Origin of the sequence: Exiguobacterium sp. s150 (assembly GCF_018618435.1) — a bacterium.
Taxonomy (GTDB): domain Bacteria; phylum Bacillota; class Bacilli; order Exiguobacteriales; family Exiguobacteriaceae; genus Exiguobacterium; species Exiguobacterium alkaliphilum.
Window position 1 is genome coordinate 76,731 of sequence record NZ_JACSMC010000007.1, and the last position, 18,789, is coordinate 95,519.

The window sequence follows — 18,789 nt, forward strand, 5'->3', positions numbered from 1 at the left end:
AACTCATCATCGTCTCCCACAGTAAAAAAATTGCTGAAGGGATTCAAGACTTGTTGAAGGAAATGGCTCCAACTGTACCCATCCATCTCGCTGGCGGACTCGAAGATGGGAGCATCGGGACCGATGTGACTCGAATCCTCGAGGCGATTGAAGCCGTCGACAAAGAGGCGCTCCTCTTATCCGATATCGGTTCGGCGACGATGAACGCCGAATTGGCAATCGATATGTATGAAGGCGACAAAGCCGTCCAGTTCTATGACGGTCCGATTGTCGAGAGTGCGTTCGTCGCGGCCGTATCATCCGGCAACGGAATGGAGCTCGAGCAAATCATGGATCAACTGAAACAAGAAGCATGAAAAAAAAGCCTTTCGGCTCTCAAGCTGTTGACGAACCCCTTCGCAAAAAGCGGATCGGTTCGTCTTTTTTGTGTTCTAAGAGATCGAGCCCCCCTAGAAAAACACAAACGGCCACCCGACGGCGACCGTTTGTGTTGCTCGTCCGACGGCGCCCCGACTCCGGCAGGAAAAGCAATCCGACGGAGACCCGGCAGCGACGCGAGTCGCGATGCGGCTCCGGGATTGCCTGCGGAAAACGTAAGCGCCGGAAGGACGAGCGATTCAATTGATGTAAGTCAACAAGCTGAGCCTTTTGGCTCTTTTTTAGCGTGGATTATCGTTTTTCTCGTAAATCGGGTTCATGTATTCAGTCGTCGAGTAGAAACGTGGCACGACGAAGAACAAGATGAGTGCTGGAATCGCAATCAACAATAACATGATTAAAACTGGTAACCAGTAAACGACTTTTTGTCCGAGCAAATCGATGTTCGCATCTGAAAACTCTGTCGCACCCTCGACTTCAGCAAGGTCCGCCGTTTCTAAAATCTTGTTTTCTGTCGCATCGAAATAATGGAACTCGGTCTTGCGTGTGATGAAGATCCCGTCACGAATCGTATCGAGTTCGACGACCGCCGCAATGATTTCATTACCGTTCGAAGACGTAAGCGTCTCTTGCTTGATAATTTCAGCCGTTCCTTCTTTGTAATCATAGTGCGTGGCTTTTAAATCCTCTTCGAGGGCGTCCAAGAACGCCTCGTTCGCCGACGGATTCAGTGGTGCGATTGTCAGAATGAAGATTACTGCAAGCAGGCTTGCCCATGCTTTTTTCAACATCCCCATGTTCCCCCTTCTTTAATTCCAATTTAGCGTCATTCCTATTGTACCAAGAAGAAAGAAAAAAGTGTGAAGAAAATGCTATTAAAATAAGAAAAAAGCGTGTCAAATTTTCGATCGGAACGCGGCTTCCATACGATAGATCGGTTGCCCCATGGCGCTAAACCGCTCTTCATACTCGGTTCTAACGTTATCGGCCGGTTCATTTACGTGAAGATCAAGTGAAATATCGGTGAAGTACATGCCGTACTGGCTCATGCTTTCGAGTGAGTATTCGAATAGACCGCGGTTATCCGTCTTGAAGTGAATCTCGCCCCCACTCGGCAATACGGCCTCGTACGTGGCGAGGAACGTCTTGTACGTCAGACGACGTTTTGCGTGACGTGTTTTCGGCCATGGGTCCGAGAAGTTCAAGTAGATACGATCGACTTCACCGGCATCAAAATAGTCAACGAGCTGTTTCGCATCGACCGTCAAGACGCGCACGTTCGGCATCGGCGTCTCGACCAACTTTTGAACGATTGACACAGCTACGCTCTCGAACAACTCGATGGCAATGAAGTTGACGTCTGGGAATTGTGTGGCCATCCCAAAAATAAATTGACCTTTCCCGGACCCGACCTCGATATAGAGCGAGTTTTCGTTACCGAACTCCTCGTTCCACTTCCCTTTCAGCGTCTCTGGTTCGGAGATAAAAACGTGTTCTTGAGCTTGCATATAATCTTTCGCCCAAGGCTTATGGCGTAATCGCATGAAAATCCTACCTTTCGTTCATGAAATGTTCAAGTTTATTCCGACTGTGGCCCATCGAGCAAGCAGTCCCCTTGCGATTATACACGAAAACATTGTTTAATGAACGTATATCATCCTTCATAGGGAGGTTAGATTGATGAGCACGTTGGACCAATTTTTGATTTTTTATGCGGCCCCGTTAACATTTTTCGGCGCCGTCATCGCGACGTTCGTATGGGCGTTCTTTATGAAACCAGATGATGTGTGATGCATATGGAAAGGGATGACCCGATTACCGGGCCATCCCTTTTTTCGTTCATTCATCGGCTTCCTCGAGAAGTTCTTTCAACACCGCGAGACCTTCAAGCCGCTCGAGTTCACTTTGTTCCCCATAAATCGTAAGCACGGTTTGCGCGACGGCGTACCAATGCATGCGTTCATGCAACGACTGCGTCAAGTCGACGCCGTATTGACGGAACCAATCCTCCCAGCCCGCCTCATCGACGTAACTGTAGAGCACCATCGCCAAGTCGAAGGCGCGATCAGCGATAATCGCATCGTCCCAGTCGGTCAAGTACAGTTGGCCGGATTCATCTTCTAGCCAGTTGTTATGATTCAAGTCCGAATGACAGACGACGAGCTCTCGGTCGTCATCGGCCGGCTGATGGCGGGTGAGCCACTGTATGGCCTCGTCGATTATTCGGTTCGACTCATCTTGGCCGTAGGCGACACATTGCCGGAGCAAAAGCGACGACGTGACGGGTGTATGATTTAATTGCTGTAACATGAATAATAGCTCTTTCGAATGATGGATTTTTCCAAGTTGTGCCGCCACGTCCGAACGTTGCATATCGGCTGGCGACAGTTCACGACCTTCGATAAACTGTTGGGCACTGAGGACGTCACCGTTGTACATCCGTTTTGTCCATAACAATTTTGGAACGATGCCTTCGGCAGATAAAATCGCCAAGAATGGAGACGAATTTCGCTTGACGAAGATTTTTTGTTGGCGCGTCGTCGCCACGTATGCCTCGCCAGTGATGCCGCCTGCGGAGGCGACCGTCCATTCCTCGCCGAGCGCACCGATTATATCTGAATACATAGTCATCACGCTCAAATCTCATAAGAAGTTAAAAAGATACAATCACCATATTAACACGCGATAATCGTCATTGACAACGACTCGACTCGAATCTCGGCTGGATTCCGGTCAATCGGCGTCAAGCTCGCCGTCTCGCCCTGGACGAACACGTTCCAATCCCCTTCCGCATGGAACGTCACGTCTTCAAACGTCCCGTTCAAATAAACGCGGACACGTTGCCACGCATCATACGAATGGCTCGCCGTCACCTCATAGGCGATGACGCCAGGGGGAGACGGTAAAAACTTGAACTGCTCGATGACTTTTTGTCGTGTGTCATACCGGAAGCACGTATGGCGACGCCGCAGCTTGAGCAACGTTTTCACATATTCGACTTCGCAAGCACGCTCGTCGCGGAGGTCCCAGTCGAGGTGGTTGATTCGGTCTGGTGCGTTATAACTATTCTCGACCCCATGCTTCGTCCGGCCGAACTCCTGTCCGGCGTGCAAGAAGGGCACGCCTTGGGAGGTGAGGACGATGGCCGTGGCAAATCGTTGCATCCGTAGCCGTGTCGCCTCGTCGATGTCCTCGCATGCGAGCTTCAACTTGTCATACGTCGTGTGGTTGTCGTGCGCCTCGACATAATTGATCGTATATTGCGGGCTCGGGAAGCGGCCGACCGTCACGTTCGGAATTTGAACGGCACCGGTCAAACATTCTCTCAGTTCCCACTCTCGCCACTCATTACCGGAGACGAACCCACGCTCGCGGTCGTTGAACGTCGAGCCTTTGAGCGCATCCCGCATCATGTCGTTGAAGTGACCGATGCGCGGCATATGGGCCGCGTTATGCGACGTCGCTTTCATCGACGGACTGAGCGGTGTCGCCAAGTCCCACCCTTCCCCATAAATCAGGATGGAGCGATCGATTTTGTCGAGCGCGATGCGCACTTGATTCATCGTCTCTACGTCATGGATCCCCATCAAGTCGAACCGGAATCCATCCACGTGATATGCCGACGCGAAATAGGTCACACAGTCGACGATCATGCGCCGCATCATGTAGCGCTCGGACGCGGTATCGTTCCCGACCCCGGTGCCGTTCGCCACAGTCCCGTCATGTTCGTAGCGGAAGAAATAATACGGGACGAGCGCCTCGAGGGCGGATTGCTCCCGAACGTAAACGTGATTCATGACGACGTCGACAACGACCCGGAGGCCGGCGCGGTGCAAGTCGGTGACGAGCTCGGCGTACTCGGTCACGCGGGACAACGGCGCCCTCGGTTCGCTCGCGTAACTGCCTTCAATCGCGAACCAATGAATCGGGTCATATCCCCAATTGTACGGCATGCGGGTCGCCTCATCGACACTTCCAAAATCATGGACCGGAAGCAGTTGGACGTGGGTCACGCCGAGCTGTTTGATATAGTCGAGCCCGGCACTATGTCCGGCTTGTGTCGTGAGTCCCGTCTCTGCCACGCTTCCGTACAACCCTTTCATGCGGCTCGTCGATGACGGATGGCTCGTGAAATCACGGATGTGTAACTCGTAAATGACGGCATCTGTCGCTTTTCGAAGCGGCGGCCGCTCCACTCGTTCGACGCTTGAGGCGAGATGGGACTCGACATCGACCAGTACGCCAAACTCGCCGTTGAGACTGACGGCTTTCGCGTAAGGGTCGACGACATCGTTCGTCTCGACCGGCGTCTTCACGTGCAGCCGATAGAGGAGCCCTTCATATAATCGCGGAATGTCGGCATGCCAGACGCCGCGACTTTGTCGCGTCATCCGAAACCGTTCGATTTCACGGGAGGTCGTCTCATCGTGCACCGTCACCCATATCGAGAAGGCGACCGGTGACCAAATGAACGCTTCAATCGTGGTTGCACCGAAGACGAGACCGAGGGGGCCGTCATACGCATAACGCCGCTCGAACTCTTTGGTCTGGACGATCTCTCTTGGGACTGCGACGATCGTTTTATGGCCCGGGTGGAAGACGGTATAGACGGTCTCGAGCGAGACGGGCCGGCTCAATCTCACGTCCCGTTCCATCGTCCCCGTCTCGGTCCAACGTTCGTCGACAATCGTATAGTCGACAGGGCGCCCATTTTGTTCGATCTGCACTGGAATGGCTTCATATTCTGGGACGACCTCGAGCCGAATCAATTCGAACGATAATAAAGACGCTCGCTCGATTGTCGCATGTGTCGTCGTCTGTTGGTCAGGTGTGTGATGCATACGCGTTCCATCCTCTCCTACCTACTGATCCATAAATTGTCGAAACGGCATCTGAGCTGTCTGGTCTAGAAGTGTCGCCACATCTCGAATTTGTTGGGCTTTCACGATCGGGGCACGCCCGTTCACTTGTTTGAGCCACTGGTCATAGTCCGACCGTGAGATGAACTGGGTCGTGCTTGATGTAGGTACATGATCGAAATAGCCGTTCGGGGCCACCGTCACTTTCTGTAAGACCCCGTCATAGGACGGAAGAAACAGACGGACAATCTCCTCAGTTCGCGTCAAAGCGATGAGCGGATTGACTACACGGGTATTTTCCCCTTTGAGCGGCTGATGAATCCATGTCTTCTCTTTTGATATGTGATAGATGCTCCGGTCCCCTTCGAGCCATTCGACGATATAGAGATGGGACGGACCGATGATGAGATGACTCAACTCCACCGTCGCCCCGTTCCAACGGACGACCGGACGGAACATGAAGAAATGGTGTTCATTCCATTCCGTCAACATGTTCCGGTAGCCGAAGTCACGTAAAAATGCGAGCAACGGGGCGTCCGCCTCGGTCGCACCCTCGCACGCGAACTGCAACTTTTGCATCTTCTTTCGCGACGCCAACAGCGCCTGAAACTGTGAATCGGTCAACGGGGTCGGCTCGAGTTCGATGCGTTCGGTTCTGCGCCAAAATTTCCACCACGGGTTGTCGAACTCGACGACTTCGGGCGGACTCAAACGATTGAGCTCGTGCAAGCGTCGCATGCGGGCCGTATCGGACTCCACATATTCTTGGTAACGGTTATATTGGTCCAAGACGTTTCGTTCATACTTCGACGTCACGTCAAAAATTTTAATCGGGATCGCCATGTGTCCTCCTCTGAGCGTGTTAACGGGAATACGTCCACCGCTTCATAAGCAGGGGTGTGACTCGGGTTGATTCGATACAAGACGGCCGCGTCAATCGTTTCGGTAACATGGAACGTCGGTGCCATGTGCGGCACGACATGGCCACTGTCCCATTTTTTTGCGAGTGTGACGTGCGGGACGAACGTTTTTCGGTCGAGCCCCGGTACTTCATCGTGCAATCGTCCCCGCAACGTGCTCACGAACGCGGTGAGTGCAGGCGACGCTTCTGGAATGATCGTCAAGACGCGCGGACGATCCGGTCGACCGAAGAAATCAATCTGTTCGAACGTCAACGTGAACGGTCTCGTCTCATTCGCCACTTGTTTCGTGATTTCTCTCACGGCCTCGACTTGATCGTCATCGAGCGCCCCAAGAAACTGAAGCGTCAAATGGAACTCGTCCGGTCGATAGACACGGCGGTAGGAATAATAAGGGAGTACTTCCCGTTGAATGCGTGCGAACTCGTCTGCTTCTATCGGCAAGGCGATAAAATAATGTGTCGTCATCGGAATCATCCTTTCTCACGGAACCGTCTCATGCCTAAAAACAAAGCCGCTCCAAGAAGACTGACTGCGGTGTACATCCAAAATACACCAATGATGCTGTCGACTTCAATGATGATTCCGCTCAATTGGTTGAAGGCAGCCGTCGCCAAACCTGACGTGAGTGCCATATAGACGCCAATCGCCGTCGAGGTCACGTTCAGACTGACGAGGCTCCTTACGAACTGAAGCGCTACCGGGATGAGCAAGCCGACGACGAGCCCTTGGACGATTGCCAAGATCCAGACGACGAGAAGTGGCGGCTCGAGGGCGAGCCAGCCGTTTCGGATGGCCGAGATGAAGGCGGCGCCCGCGAGCACGTTCACCGTGCCGAGTTTTGCGACGATTTGATACGCGACTTTCATGAATGGGATCTCACAGAGCACGGCGACTAAAAATAATGTCCCGACGAGCGTCGTCGACCCACCGATACTCGTCACGTAAATGCCGAAGTAATAGTTGTTCGCATAAATCGGACCGAAGACGAGCATCCCTCCGATTAAAAAAGCGACGAACGGGACGTTCCACACGGCCGACCAGGCGAATGGCGCGACGGTCGTCGTCCGGGCCAACCCCGGTTCGTCGATTCGCCGCAAGATGATACTCCCAAGGACGAGGACGATCGCACTGAGGAGGAACGTGCTCGAAAGCCCCCATGGTGTGTCGGCGATTCGGCCCATCATGAACACAGCGATGGCGAACCCGGCGGAGCCATAGAGTCGAATCGCACCGTAATCGATTTTAGCGCGGGCCGTATAGTCGAGCGTCATCATGTCAACGAGTGGGATGTGGGCACATTGGAAAATCGACCAGGCGACCATCAACAGAACGATCCACAAGTAAGCTGTCGCGAACAAAAACGTGATCGAGATGGCGGCAGCGCCAATCATCGCGAGGACGAGCCAAGCTCGGACGCGACCGGTCCGATCGGCGAGCATTCCCCATAGCGGCTGCACCCCGATGGAGAGAATCGGCAGAATCGCGACGATCGTCCCGACCTCACTCGGAGACAAATCAAATCTGGATTGAGAGAAAAATAACGTCATGTATGGAATTAACGCACCTTGGGCGAAAAAGATGGCGACATAAATCGATTGGTATAACCGTTTTTGCTGATTCACAATAAACTTCCTTTCGAATAGGCAGAGAGCTGACCGATTCAGTCAGCTCTCCGAGTGTTTTTCATTTAGCGAGCTCATAGATGGCTTCCGCATAAATCGCAGCCGCCCGTAACAAATCTTCAATTTCCATGTATTCATCGACTTGATGGGCCACATCTTTTGCACCAGGGAACAGCGCGCCGAACGCGACACCGGCCTCGAGCGAACGGGCGTAAGTCCCCCCGCCAATCGCCATCAAGTTGGCCGACTCGCCCGTTTGCCGTTCATATACAGCTTGAAGCGTCTTGACGAGTGGATGATCCTCCGCGACGTGATGCGGTGGCATATGGTGACGTGTTGACAGTTCGAAGCCGAACGACAAGGCGATTTCTTTCAAGTTTTGCAACCGTTCCGTGAATTTCGCCGTGTACGGATAACGGATGTTGAGCGTCGCTGTGCGCTCATCCTCGTTATAACGGAATACGCCGCCGTTGACGGTCAAGTCGCCCGTCTCGTCACTCGCTTCGATTCCGAGGGAGATGCCACGCGAATCGGCGAAGACGTGGCGGATGAATTCGATGTAACGCTCTCCTTGAATATCAAGTGGCAGCGGCAACAAGAATCCAGCGAGGACGTAGGCCGCGTTCACGCCGTTATCCGGCTCCATCGCATGGGCCGCGACACCACGCATCGTGAGCGTGTACTCCCCTTTATCGTAGACACACGTCCCGTCCGCCTCATATTTTTCAAGGTAAGCTTCAAACTTCTCCTCGAGCACATCGTCCGTCTTCAAGACGGCCGTCGCGTAATCCGGGACCATGTTCGGACGTTCCCCGCTCATGAACGAGATCAATTGATGTTTCACTCCCGGTACCCGTTGAATTGGGACTTGTTTCAATACCCCGTCATACAATCCTTTTTCCGCGTTGATGATGGGAAAGTCCGCGTCTGGGGCGAATCCGTACGTCGGCATCTCTTCTTGTTTGAAATACTCGCGCACGCAACGCCACTCACTCTCTTCGTCACACCCGGCGATGAGCCGAACCCGTTTCGAGAGCGGCAGACCGAGCTCTTTCACGATCTTTAACCCGTAATACGCGGCAAGTGTCGGCCCTTTATCGTCGTTGCTGCCGCGCGCGAAAATTTTCCCGTCCGCGACCGTCGGGTTGAACGCCCCATACGTCCAACCTTCCCCGGCCGGCACAACGTCCAAGTGGCAAAGAATGCCGACGAGTTCGTCCCCTTCCCCGTATTCGAGGTGTCCGGCGTATCCGCCGACGTCTTTCGTCGTGAACCCGTCCCGCTGACCGAGCTCGAGCATGTAGTCGAGGGCCTGGCGCACGTCCGGTCCGAACGGCTCATTCGGTCCTGCTTTTGATTCGTCGAGCACGCTCGGGATGCGAAGCAATCTGTGTAAGTCGTCTAGAAATGCCTCTTTTCGTGTATCGACTTCTTGTCTCCAGTTCATGTCAATCTCCCCTTTGCGAATGTTGTCTCCTCTATTAGTATATCCAAATGTTAGAAAGACGAACATTCATTTCGAAAAGTTTTTTTCGTTCGTCTTTTAGCTTGATTTTACCTGTTTTACAAATTATTCATTCGATTTTTACGTTCGTAACATCAACTTTACATTTGAAACGTTCGTGCTTTTCACTTGCAATTCTATCCGAGAGCGGTATACTAAAGGTGTAATTTTAGAAAATAACAATTTCATATTTCATTTTGTCGTTCGTCGGTTATGTCTTTACCATTCTACGCATTGGGAGGTCATCCAATGAAAGGTTCAACAGATCGTATGCTAACCCGCATCAAGTCCATTTATTTGTTCATAAACGAAAGGGAATGCGTCACCACTTCAGAACTAGTAGAAGAGTTCGGAATCACATCGCGCACTGTCCAGCGTGATTTGAACGTGCTTGAGTACAATAATCTTGTTGAGAGTCCGAGCCGCGGAACGTGGACCGCATCGAAACGGTCGCTGAAGACGGCAAACTGAATAAAAATTACGTGGAAGTCTCAAGTTGAGGCTTCTTTTTTTGCGCAAGAAAACCGATGGACAACTCGTCCATCGGTCGCTTCATCACGCCAACAAGGCGTCATATTCTTCTTGCGTCAACTCCCGGTAAGCACCCCGCTCGAGCGTCGGGTCTAGTTCGAGCGTCCCGATTTGAATCCGTTCGAGCCGTTCGACGTGTTTCCCGACGGCCGCGACCATCCGTTTGACCTGATGATACTTGCCTTCAGACAACGTCAGGCGAATCATCGAGCGACGACCGTTCCGGCTAATCACTTCAAGACGGGCCGGTTTCGTCGTGTATCCGTCTTCGAGCTCGACGCCTTCGGCGAACCGGCGCACATCGTCGACGGTCATCTCGCCATCGATTTCAGCGACATACACTTTATCGACGTGCTTTCGCGGGGACATGAGCGCATGATTGAACGCCCCGTCATTCGTCAACAACAGTAGCCCGGTCGTGTCCTTGTCGAGCCGTCCGACCGGAAACAGTTCGTAATGTGCGTAGGACGGATCAATCAATTCGAGAACCGTCGTCTCGACTTGATCCTCGGTCGCGCTGACGACGCCCTCCGGTTTGTTCATCATCAGGTAGACGAACGGTTTATAGTCGACCGCTTCACCGAACACGGTCACAACCTCTGTCTCTGGTTTCACATGCCGCTTCGCATCTTTCACCGGTTGACCATCCACTTGAACAGCGCCTTGTTTCAATAACAGCTTGACGTCTTTTCGGGATCCATACCCCATATTGGCCAATAATTTATCAATCCGCATTATGCTTTCCTCCGATACTCGAATCGTTTCCCTAACAACTTACCGGCCAAATGACTTCTCCAACCGAGATAGCCGTATACGATGAGGCCGAGACCGAAGCCGACGAACGTCGCGAGAATGTCATTCCCCCAGCTCGGTTCTTGATTCAACGTAACGAACAACGACCCATAGACGACGATAAACATGACAGCCCCCATCGCGAACATGAGCATCGTTCGGCGGAGCAACTGTTTATACGGGAACTGGAGCGCCCGTTGAATCTTCCAAACCATGAGGACGATGGCGACGATATAGCCGGCAATCGTCGCATAACCGGCCCCGATGCCGCCGAGCAAATAGACGAACGGGACGTTCAAGACGACTTTAGCGAGGAGTCCCATCGCCGTGGCAAAGATGGTGAAATATTGCCGATTGATTCCTTGTAGAATCGCGGCCGCTACCGAGTAGTACGCCAAGAAGAACGCACTCGGCGCGTAGTGAAGTAAGTACACCCACCCTTCCCGGTCACGCGGGAACAACGTCCCGAACAACGGTTCAGCCAATGCGACGAGACCGATGACGGCTGGAATCGTCACGAAGAACGACACTTGGAAGATGTGATTCACTTGGTTGCGCACTTTCGTCATGTCTCCGTGCGTAAACGAACGCGTGACGAGCGGGATGGTCGCCATCGACACACTCGCTGCAATCGACACGGGAATCAAGACGATTTTATGGGCGTTCCCAGTCAAGAATCCGAACGCCGACGTCGCCTCGGACACCGTCTTCCCTGAATTGAGAAGCGTGTTCACCATCGTCAACTGGTCGACGAACTGATAGAGCGGTGTCGACAGTCCGACCATGACGATTGGAATCGAATAGCTGAGTAGCTCGAGCAAGAGCGACTTCATCGACCGGACCGGCGTTCCTTCCGGATTTTCCGTATTCGTGTGGATCAGCTTTCGTTTCCGCCAGTAAATGGCCAACACGACGATACTACCGATCGCTCCGATGAACGCGCTGAACGTCGCGATCGTGACGGCGAGCACTTTTAATCCGTTCAACTCTGTCGTCTCGACCGCACCGGTTCCGCCGAGCGTATCGGCGAGCGGTCGAATCAATTCCGAATCCGCTAAGACGAACAAGACGAGCATCGTCCCGCTGAGCAGGAACAAGATGCGGACGATCTGTTCGATGACTTGTGAGATCGCCGTCGGTGCCATGTCTTGATGACCTTGGAAATAACCGCGGACCATGCTCATCGCCGGGATGAGGAGGAGTGCGAAGCTGACGCTGCGCGTGACGAGCGTGAGCGAGTCGACATATTGCTGATTGTTGTCGGAGTTACGGACCATCAGCTCCGAGAGCCAAGGTGCCGCAAAAAATAAGATGAGAAATGCGACGACGCCGGTAGCGAGCATAAGTTTCATCCCTTGTCGGAACAAGCGTTGACTCGTCCCGTATTCGCCAAGCGCGTTATACTTGGCGATGAACTTCGAGACGGCGACCGGAATGCCCGCCGTCGAGATGGCGATCATGAGTGCGTAATACGTATACGCCGCCTGATAGAGCGTGACACCGGCAATCCCGACCATCGCTTGGAACGGGAACGTATATAACAACCCGAGCATCCGAGAAGTCAAGTTCCCGGCGGATAGAAGGAGCGTCCCTCTGACGAACGACTCTCTTCCTGAATCTTGTTTGACGCTTGATGACATGCGTTACCTCCATCTATTCGGTTCATCATGAAATGACTTCGTTTTACAAAACAACTGTTTCTCATTATACTCTTACTGTTGCGGATAATAAAGTTACGATAATTTTACCGATCGATTTGATAGAAACGAGGTATACCATCATGAAAGACGTCATCATCATCGGAGGCGGGCCGAGCGGTCTCATGGCCACTTATGCCGCGGCGAAAGCCGGCGCGCGCACGCTCCTCATCGACAAAGGCTCAAAACTCGGGCGCAAGCTCGCGATCTCTGGCGGCGGCCGTTGTAACGTGACGAATCGGAAACCGGTCGACGAACTTGTCCAGTTCATCCCCGGGAACGGTCGTTTCCTTTACAGCGCCCTCGCCCAGTTCGACAATCAATCCATCATTGATTTGTTCACCGGATTCGGCATCCCGTTGAAAGAAGAAGACAACGGTCGGATGTTCCCGGTGACCGACAAGGCACAAGACGTCGTCAATACGTTGCTCCGTGCCATCGACGACCTCGGCGTCGAGATTCGAAAGAACGCCAAAGTAAAGACGCTCCATTTTAATGAAGAAAACGAGTTCACAGCCGTCGAACTCGAAGACGGGGAACGTATCGAGGCGAACGCATGCGTGATTGCCGTCGGCGGACAGTCGGTCCCGCATACCGGATCGACTGGCGACGGCTACCCTTGGGCCGAGAAGGCCGGTCACACGATCACCGAACTGTTCCCGACCGAGGTGCCCATCAAATTGAACGACGCCTTCATCGGGACGAAGGAACTGCAAGGCCTCTCGCTACGAGACGTCGCCCTCACCGTCCACGGTAAAAAAGGGAAGCCGATCAAGACGCATCGCGGGGACATGATTTTCACGCACTTCGGTATCTCCGGACCGATTGCCCTTCGTTGCAGCCAGTATACGATTAAAGAGCGTAAGCGTAGTAAAGAACGTGTCGTGACGTTGTCGCTCGACTTGTTCCCGGACATGGCGCGCGACGAACTGTATCAAGAACTACTCAAACAAGTTCAGTCGCAACCGAAACGAGCCGTCAAAAACGTCTGGAAAGGTTTCATCCCGGAACGGATGCTCGACTTGTTGCTCGCGGCACTCGCGTTCGGTGAAGAAGACGCGAGCCAGTTGAAGAAGCAATCGGTCCTCGATTTCGCGACTCAGCTGAAGGCGTTCGAGCTTCACGCCATCGGCACGCTCGACTTCGACAAGGCGTTCGTCACCGGCGGCGGTGTCTCCGTCAAAGAGATCGCCCCGCAGACGATGATGTCGAAAAAGGCACCTGGCCTATTCTTCGCCGGCGAAGTGCTCGATATCCACGGTTATACGGGCGGCTATAACATCACGGCGGCATTCACGACCGGGCATTGCGCGGGGTCGCATGCAGCCGAGTTCGCTTCTGTTGAAGCAAAATAAGAGTAGGTGGTCGCGACCACCTACTCTTATTTTTTTGCCATCTGTCGGAGCACTTCAGCCTCGAGCTCTGGCTCAGGCGGCATCCACCCTTCTGGCTTCATGATTTTATTGTCCGATTCGCGCAAAATCGGTTTGCCGTCCGGACCGAGTTTCGCCATATTCGCCCGTTGTACGATTTCAAACAACGGCACCGGGTCAAGCCCGAGCTCGACGAAGCTGCCCATGACGAAGTAGAGCGCGTCCGTAAGCGCATCGCCTTGTCCGACGAGACGCTCGACGTCCGATTCGGGCAACGGCATCGATAACGACTTCTCGACCGCTTGGTCTAGACCTTGCTTGAATGCGGCGACGGCCTCTAAAAATTCCGCTTCGTTACGAGACGATTGGTGTAAAAACTCGACGACCGCTTCTTCGGCCGTCCAGACCGAGCGTTTGACGGCACGGTCAAGGACGAGTGGTTCCGGTGTCTTCGCTTCCGGGTGTCCGAACGTCTCATGGAACTGGCGGACCTCTTCAAAAAAATAGCGTTTACTCATAGTACCCTCTCCTATCAGTCGACCGAGACGAAAGCGTCCAGGTCGAACACGTCTGGTCGTACGATTGCAAAAATCTCGTTGTCTTGCAGGAACATCCCGGTCGATCCGTACACGCGTGGTGTCACCATCTGGCCGTTCATCGTTCCTTCATTCGGGTTGATGGTGTATAAGACGAGCTCTTCGGAGTCAAGGACGTAAATCCGGCCTTGTCGTTCGACGAGCCCGACGCCGCGGAACTTCTCGAATTTTTGTTGAATCGAGGCGCTCATACCGGTCGTCGTGAGCGCTTTGCGCGATTCAATCGCCCACTCGCTGAGCGGTTCCGGATCAGGTTCGGCCTCTGTCTGCAGCGCTTCATCTTCAGGGGCGACCGCATCGACATCAATCGTCTCTTCTCCCGTTGCTTCGTCGTCAGCGCTTGACTCGCCCTCTGGCTCGTCCCGTTGCCCCGCCTCGTCCCGTTCCTCCGTCTCGACTTCCGTGATGCGCTCTTCGATGTAGAGGAGCTCGACGTCGGTCGTTCCCGATTCACGGTTCATGATGATTAAGCGTTCGGTCGTCTGGTCAAAGCCGAGACCGAACAAGCGGTCGTTCGGTCGGATGCCGGCAATCGCTTTTCGTTCTTGCTCGACCCAGCGACCGCCTTCCCGTTCAATCGTCACGAGGACGCCCTTGTCCGTGACCGCAAAGATTTTCGTCTCGGTGATCATCCGCATGCCGATGAACTCGCTCAGCTTCAACGTTTGTCCTTCGTTTTCGAGTTGGAGCGAAGCGATGACACGGTTGGCGTTTCCGCTCACTTCGAAGAACTCACGATTGTCCGTCAAGACGAGGTAGGCACCAATCGTGTCGCTGTAGTACACTTCATCGATGTTTTGAATTTGTTCGAGTGCATCGGTCGTATCGATGTCCTCATCGTCAGGTGAGGCCTCGACCGGCGGAAGCGGCGTCGCCTGATGGCTCGTTTGAATGTCGATTTTATCGAACGTCGCGCTGATTTGTCGTTGAATCTCTTTGTCGGAAAAGACGAACACGTAACAGAGAATCATCCCGACCAATACAGCGAACGAGGTCGTATATAGTACGTAAGAACGTTTCATGGACAGTTTGTCCCCTTTTTTCTACAGTATCGCCCTTTAGTGTAACAAACCCTCTCGAAAAAGAAAACGGCGTCAGGAAAAAGAAAAGAACATGTGACAATGTCACACGTTCTCTTCGGTCATCCTACGACGATATTGACGAGTTTACCAGGTACGACAATCACTTTGCGGACCGTCTTTCCTTCCGTGAACTCTTGAACGCGTTCGTTCGCGAGCGCATCAGCCTCGAGTACTTCTTTCGAAGCGTCACGGGCCACGTGCATCTTCGCACGAAGCTTCCCGTTCACTTGGATGACGACTTCAATCGTGTCGCTGACGAGTTTCGACTCATCGAACGTCGGCCAGGCCGCGTACGTCAAGTCTTCCGTCATGCCGAGACGCTCCCACAATTCTTCGGCCAAGTGTGGCGCGACCGGGGCGAGCATCTTGATGAAGTTGACCATCTCTTGTTTTGGAAGCGTGTCTTGTTTGTACGCCTCGTTGATGAAGACCATGAGTTGCGAGATGGCCGTGTTAAAACGGAGCGCCTCGTAGTCTTCGGTCACTTTTTTCACCGTCTGATGGTATGTCCGCTCGAAGTCGGCCGTCGGCGCGCCGTCTGTGAGCTCCGTTTGGTCGAACAAACGCCAGACGCGGTCGAGGAAGCGACGAGCGCCGTCAAGTCCGTTCGTCGACCAGGCGATGGCCGCGTCGAGCGGTCCCATGAACATCTCATAAAGACGGAGCGTGTCGGCACCGTGCGATTTGATGATGTCGTCCGGGTTGACGACGTTGCCTTTTGACTTCGACATCTTCTCGTTGTTCTCACCGAGGATCATCCCTTGGTTATAGAGCTTTTGGAACGGCTCGTTCGTCGGCACGATGCCGATGTCGTAGAGCACTTTATGCCAGAAACGTGCGTAGAGCAAGTGAAGGACCGCATGCTCCGTACCACCGATATACAAGTCGACCGGGAGCCAGCGCTTCAACTTCTCTGGGTCGGCGATCATGTCCTCGTTATGCGGATCGATGAAGCGAATGTAGTACCAGCAGCTGCCGGCCCACTGTGGCATCGTGTTCGTCTCGCGACGCCCCTTCTCTCCTGTCACCGGGTCCGTGTATGTCAACCACTCGTCCGCGTTCGCAAGCGGTGATTCGCCCGTACCCGACGGTTTGATTTCATCGATGATTGGGAGTTCGAGCGGAAGCTCTTCGACCGCTACCGTCTTGAGTGTGCCATCTTCCATATGAATGATTGGAATCGGCTCGCCCCAATAGCGTTGGCGACTGAACAACCAATCTCGGAGACGATACGTCGTCTTGGCGCGGCCAGTGCCGGCGAATTCGAGTTCTTCGATGATTTTAGCAATCGCATCGGCTTTGTTGAGCCCGTCAAGCGAGCCTGAGTTGACGTGAACGCCGTCTTCGACGTAAGCCGCCTCCTCCAAGTTGCCGCCTGTGACGACTTCGCGGATTGGGAGGTCGAACGTCTTCGCGAACTCATAGTCGCGGTCATCATGTCCAGGTACGGCCATGACCGCGCCCGTGCCGTATGTCGACAACACATAGTCGGCAATCCAAATCGGAAGTTTCTCGCCATTGACCGGGTTAATCGCGTAAGCGCCGGTGAATACACCCGTCTTCTCTTTGGCGAGGTCGGTCCGCTCGAGGTCTGTCTTTTTCGAGACTTCTTCGACGTACGCTTCGATGGCGACGACTTGTTCAGGTGTCGCGATCGCTTTCACGAATGGGTGTTCCGGTGCGAGCGTGACGTATGTCGCGCCGTAAAGTGTGTCCGGACGTGTCGTGAACACCGTCACGACTTTATCGTGACCGTCGACTTTGAAATCGACTTCGGCCCCGACCGACTTGCCAATCCAGTTGCGTTGCATCTCTTTGACGCTGTCTGGCCAGTCAAGCCCCTCTAAATCGTCGAGCAAGCGCTCGGCGTATTCCGTGATGCGAAGCACCCACTGTTTCATCGGCACACGATAGACCGGATGGTTTCCGCGCTCCGATAACCCGTCGATGACTTCTTCGTTGGCAAGCACAGTCCCGAGGGCCGGGCACCAGTTGACGGCGACTTCGTCGACGTAGGCGAGTCCGCGGTCGTGGAGCTGTGTGAAGATCCATTGCGTCCATTTATAGTATTTCGGGTCCGTCGTGCTGATTTCACGGTCCCAATCGTATGAGAAACCGAGTTCTTTTAACTGGCGTCGGAACGTGCCGATGTTGCGCTCTGTGAACTCGCGCGGGTCGTTCCCTGTGTCTAACGCATACTGCTCGGCCGGAAGACCGAACGCGTCCCATCCCATCGGATGGAGCACGTTGAAGCCTTGCATCCGTTTCATGCGGGCGATGATGTCCGTCGCCGTGTAACCTTCCGGGTGACCGACGTGAAGTCCGGCTCCTGACGGATATGGGAACATGTCAAGGACGTAGAAACACTCCTTGTCCGGATCTTCTGTCGTCCGGAACGCATCCTTCTCTTCCCAACGCTTTTGCCATTTCGGCTCGATGTCTTGATGTTTAAAATAGTCCAAAATTCATCCTCCTCTGCATAATAAAAAGCCTTCCGCCCCGGTAATGGGACGAAAGGCTTGAAAGCTCTCCGCGGTACCACCCATGTTGCATTTCTGCCACTTGAGACGCCGATAACGTGGCGTAACTCCGGTTCACCCTACTCTCGTTCAGGCAAACTGCTCCAAGGCGAGTTCTCGACGTCCATATACCGGTTCGCACCAACCACCGGCTCTCTACGATACAGACAAGACGATACTATTCCTTTTCATCGCGATAGTTTATCTACCCTTTCATTCTATCCCAAGATAAAAAACCGCGTCAATGTGAACTTTTCGTTACGTCTTAATTTGTTTCATCGTCGAGATGGTTTTGACCGCAAAGAACGCGATGAGCCCAAACCCGACTTTGTTCACTAAATCCGCCACGTTGTAAATCAGCTCCCGTACGAGCTGGACCTCAACGCCGCTCGCAAACAGCGTCACCGCATAGCCGATCGGATATATCGCCCACCCGACTAAAATGAAGAGACGCATGTTGAGGAGCGCTTTCCGAATCGGTGCCGGAGACGACTCCGCCGCTTTCGTGACGTTCGTGAATAACAAATAGATGATATAGAGCCAAGCGAAACAACCGACTAAATAACCCCATAGCCCAAGCTGCGTGAAGCCACCGTTCAAGTTGATTGACGATTCCCCGAGATAACCGGCCACGATCATGATGACGTCGGCCACGATCAGTTTCGTCAGTAACCCCGTCTTCATCTTCCCTTTCAAACTCAACAGCAACGGGAACTTCACAAGCAAGAGCGGCGTCGTGACGAGCCAGTCGATATAGCGAATCTCCGTCGGGAATCCTGTGATTTCCGATAGCAGACCTGAATCGCCGACCGCATCTTTCATAAATTGACACTCCCACGGCTAAAGCCGCAAGCTCACCCTTCGGGATGAGTGGGATTCTGAAGTGCTTGTGCGAGCGCAGTCCATTTCTGTT

At 53.5% G+C, this 18,789-nt stretch carries 18 protein-coding genes and 1 other annotated feature; of the genes, 4 read left to right on the top strand and 14 right to left on the bottom strand.

What is annotated here, in order from left to right:
• Positions 1-8 precede the first annotated feature (8 nt).
• Positions 9-356, top strand: a complete 348-nt coding sequence (gene dhaM / locus KNP76_RS05845; protein WP_371816165.1) for a dihydroxyacetone kinase phosphoryl donor subunit DhaM — start codon at positions 9-11, stop codon at positions 354-356.
• A gap of 303 nt (positions 357-659) precedes the next feature.
• Here dhaM and KNP76_RS05850 read toward each other — a convergent pair whose 3' ends face one another.
• Complete coding sequence (locus tag KNP76_RS05850) at positions 660-1,169, bottom strand: hypothetical protein (RefSeq protein ID WP_235193473.1); 510 nt, start codon at positions 1,167-1,169, stop codon at positions 660-662.
• Between the two features lie 105 nt (positions 1,170-1,274).
• Positions 1,275-1,922, bottom strand: coding sequence for a tRNA (guanosine(46)-N7)-methyltransferase TrmB (gene trmB / locus KNP76_RS05855; protein ID WP_034809214.1), 648 nt, complete (start codon positions 1,920-1,922; stop codon positions 1,275-1,277).
• Positions 1,923-2,058: 136 nt separating this feature from the next.
• Between trmB and cydS the strand changes: the two genes are divergently transcribed.
• Complete coding sequence (cydS, locus tag KNP76_RS16100; RefSeq protein ID WP_420834626.1) at positions 2,059-2,169, top strand: cytochrome bd oxidase small subunit CydS family protein; 111 nt, start codon at positions 2,059-2,061, stop codon at positions 2,167-2,169.
• Positions 2,170-2,217: 48 nt separating this feature from the next.
• Here cydS and KNP76_RS05860 read toward each other — a convergent pair whose 3' ends face one another.
• The 6 genes from KNP76_RS05860 to pepV all read right to left on the bottom strand — a co-directional run bounded on the left by KNP76_RS05860 (position 2,218) and on the right by pepV (position 9,229).
• On the bottom strand, positions 2,218-3,003 hold the full coding sequence (locus tag KNP76_RS05860; RefSeq protein WP_034809213.1) for a phosphotransferase family protein: 786 nt from the start codon (positions 3,001-3,003) through the stop codon (positions 2,218-2,220).
• Positions 3,004-3,053: 50 nt separating this feature from the next.
• On the bottom strand, positions 3,054-5,219 hold the full coding sequence (gene pulA / locus KNP76_RS05865; RefSeq protein ID WP_214843492.1) for a type I pullulanase: 2,166 nt from the start codon (positions 5,217-5,219) through the stop codon (positions 3,054-3,056).
• A gap of 21 nt (positions 5,220-5,240) precedes the next feature.
• Positions 5,241-6,080 (bottom strand): NERD domain-containing protein, encoded by an 840-nt coding sequence (locus tag KNP76_RS05870; protein ID WP_214843494.1) that lies wholly within the window; start codon positions 6,078-6,080, stop codon positions 5,241-5,243.
• The gene (thpR, locus tag KNP76_RS05875; RefSeq protein WP_034809497.1) at positions 6,050-6,625 is read right to left on the bottom strand and encodes an RNA 2',3'-cyclic phosphodiesterase; all 576 of its coding nucleotides are present in this window, start codon (positions 6,623-6,625) and stop codon (positions 6,050-6,052) included. The genes KNP76_RS05870 and thpR overlap by 31 nt, the downstream gene beginning before the upstream one ends.
• 5 nt (positions 6,626-6,630) lie before the next feature.
• Positions 6,631-7,782 carry an MFS transporter gene (locus KNP76_RS05880; RefSeq protein ID WP_200871123.1) on the bottom strand — a complete coding sequence of 384 codons (1,152 nt, stop codon included), beginning with the start codon at positions 7,780-7,782 and terminating at the stop codon, positions 6,631-6,633.
• Positions 7,783-7,843: 61 nt separating this feature from the next.
• Positions 7,844-9,229, bottom strand: coding sequence for a dipeptidase PepV (gene pepV, locus KNP76_RS05885; RefSeq protein ID WP_214843496.1), 1,386 nt, complete (start codon positions 9,227-9,229; stop codon positions 7,844-7,846).
• A 306-nt stretch (positions 9,230-9,535) separates the two neighbouring features.
• On the opposite strand from pepV, the gene KNP76_RS05890 reads away from it, so the two are divergent.
• Positions 9,536-9,757 carry a DeoR family transcriptional regulator gene (locus tag KNP76_RS05890; protein WP_034809203.1) on the top strand — a complete coding sequence of 74 codons (222 nt, stop codon included), beginning with the start codon at positions 9,536-9,538 and terminating at the stop codon, positions 9,755-9,757.
• A gap of 84 nt (positions 9,758-9,841) precedes the next feature.
• Here the strand turns inward: KNP76_RS05890 and KNP76_RS05895 are convergent, their stop codons facing one another.
• Together KNP76_RS05895 and KNP76_RS05900 are read right to left on the bottom strand one after the other, a co-directional pair.
• Positions 9,842-10,552 (bottom strand): pseudouridine synthase, encoded by a 711-nt coding sequence (locus tag KNP76_RS05895; protein ID WP_034809201.1) that lies wholly within the window; start codon positions 10,550-10,552, stop codon positions 9,842-9,844.
• Complete coding sequence (locus KNP76_RS05900; RefSeq protein WP_214843498.1) at positions 10,552-12,249, bottom strand: putative polysaccharide biosynthesis protein; 1,698 nt, start codon at positions 12,247-12,249, stop codon at positions 10,552-10,554. Before KNP76_RS05900 ends, KNP76_RS05895 begins: the two co-directional genes overlap by 1 nt.
• Before the next feature lie 140 nt (positions 12,250-12,389).
• Between KNP76_RS05900 and KNP76_RS05905 the strand changes: the two genes are divergently transcribed.
• Positions 12,390-13,661: a BaiN/RdsA family NAD(P)/FAD-dependent oxidoreductase gene (locus tag KNP76_RS05905; RefSeq protein WP_200871122.1), complete on the top strand. Its 1,272-nt coding sequence runs from the start codon at positions 12,390-12,392 to the stop codon at positions 13,659-13,661.
• A gap of 26 nt (positions 13,662-13,687) precedes the next feature.
• On the opposite strand, the gene KNP76_RS05910 is transcribed toward KNP76_RS05905, so the two are convergent.
• From KNP76_RS05910 to KNP76_RS05925, 4 genes are all read right to left on the bottom strand, one after another.
• Complete coding sequence (locus tag KNP76_RS05910) at positions 13,688-14,215, bottom strand: pyrophosphohydrolase domain-containing protein (RefSeq protein WP_371816166.1); 528 nt, start codon at positions 14,213-14,215, stop codon at positions 13,688-13,690.
• Complete coding sequence (locus KNP76_RS05915) at positions 14,212-15,297, bottom strand: hypothetical protein (protein ID WP_214843508.1); 1,086 nt, start codon at positions 15,295-15,297, stop codon at positions 14,212-14,214. Before KNP76_RS05915 ends, KNP76_RS05910 begins: the two co-directional genes overlap by 4 nt.
• 119 nt (positions 15,298-15,416) lie before the next feature.
• Complete coding sequence (leuS, locus tag KNP76_RS05920; protein WP_211780824.1) at positions 15,417-17,819, bottom strand: leucine--tRNA ligase; 2,403 nt, start codon at positions 17,817-17,819, stop codon at positions 15,417-15,419.
• Between the two features lie 41 nt (positions 17,820-17,860).
• Positions 17,861-18,077 (bottom strand) — a binding site (T-box leader).
• Positions 18,078-18,134: 57 nt separating this feature from the next.
• Entirely contained in the window at positions 18,135-18,698 is a 564-nt protein-coding gene (locus KNP76_RS05925; protein ID WP_251137366.1) for a bacteriorhodopsin, read from the bottom strand.
• Positions 18,699-18,789: the final 91 nt, after the last annotated feature.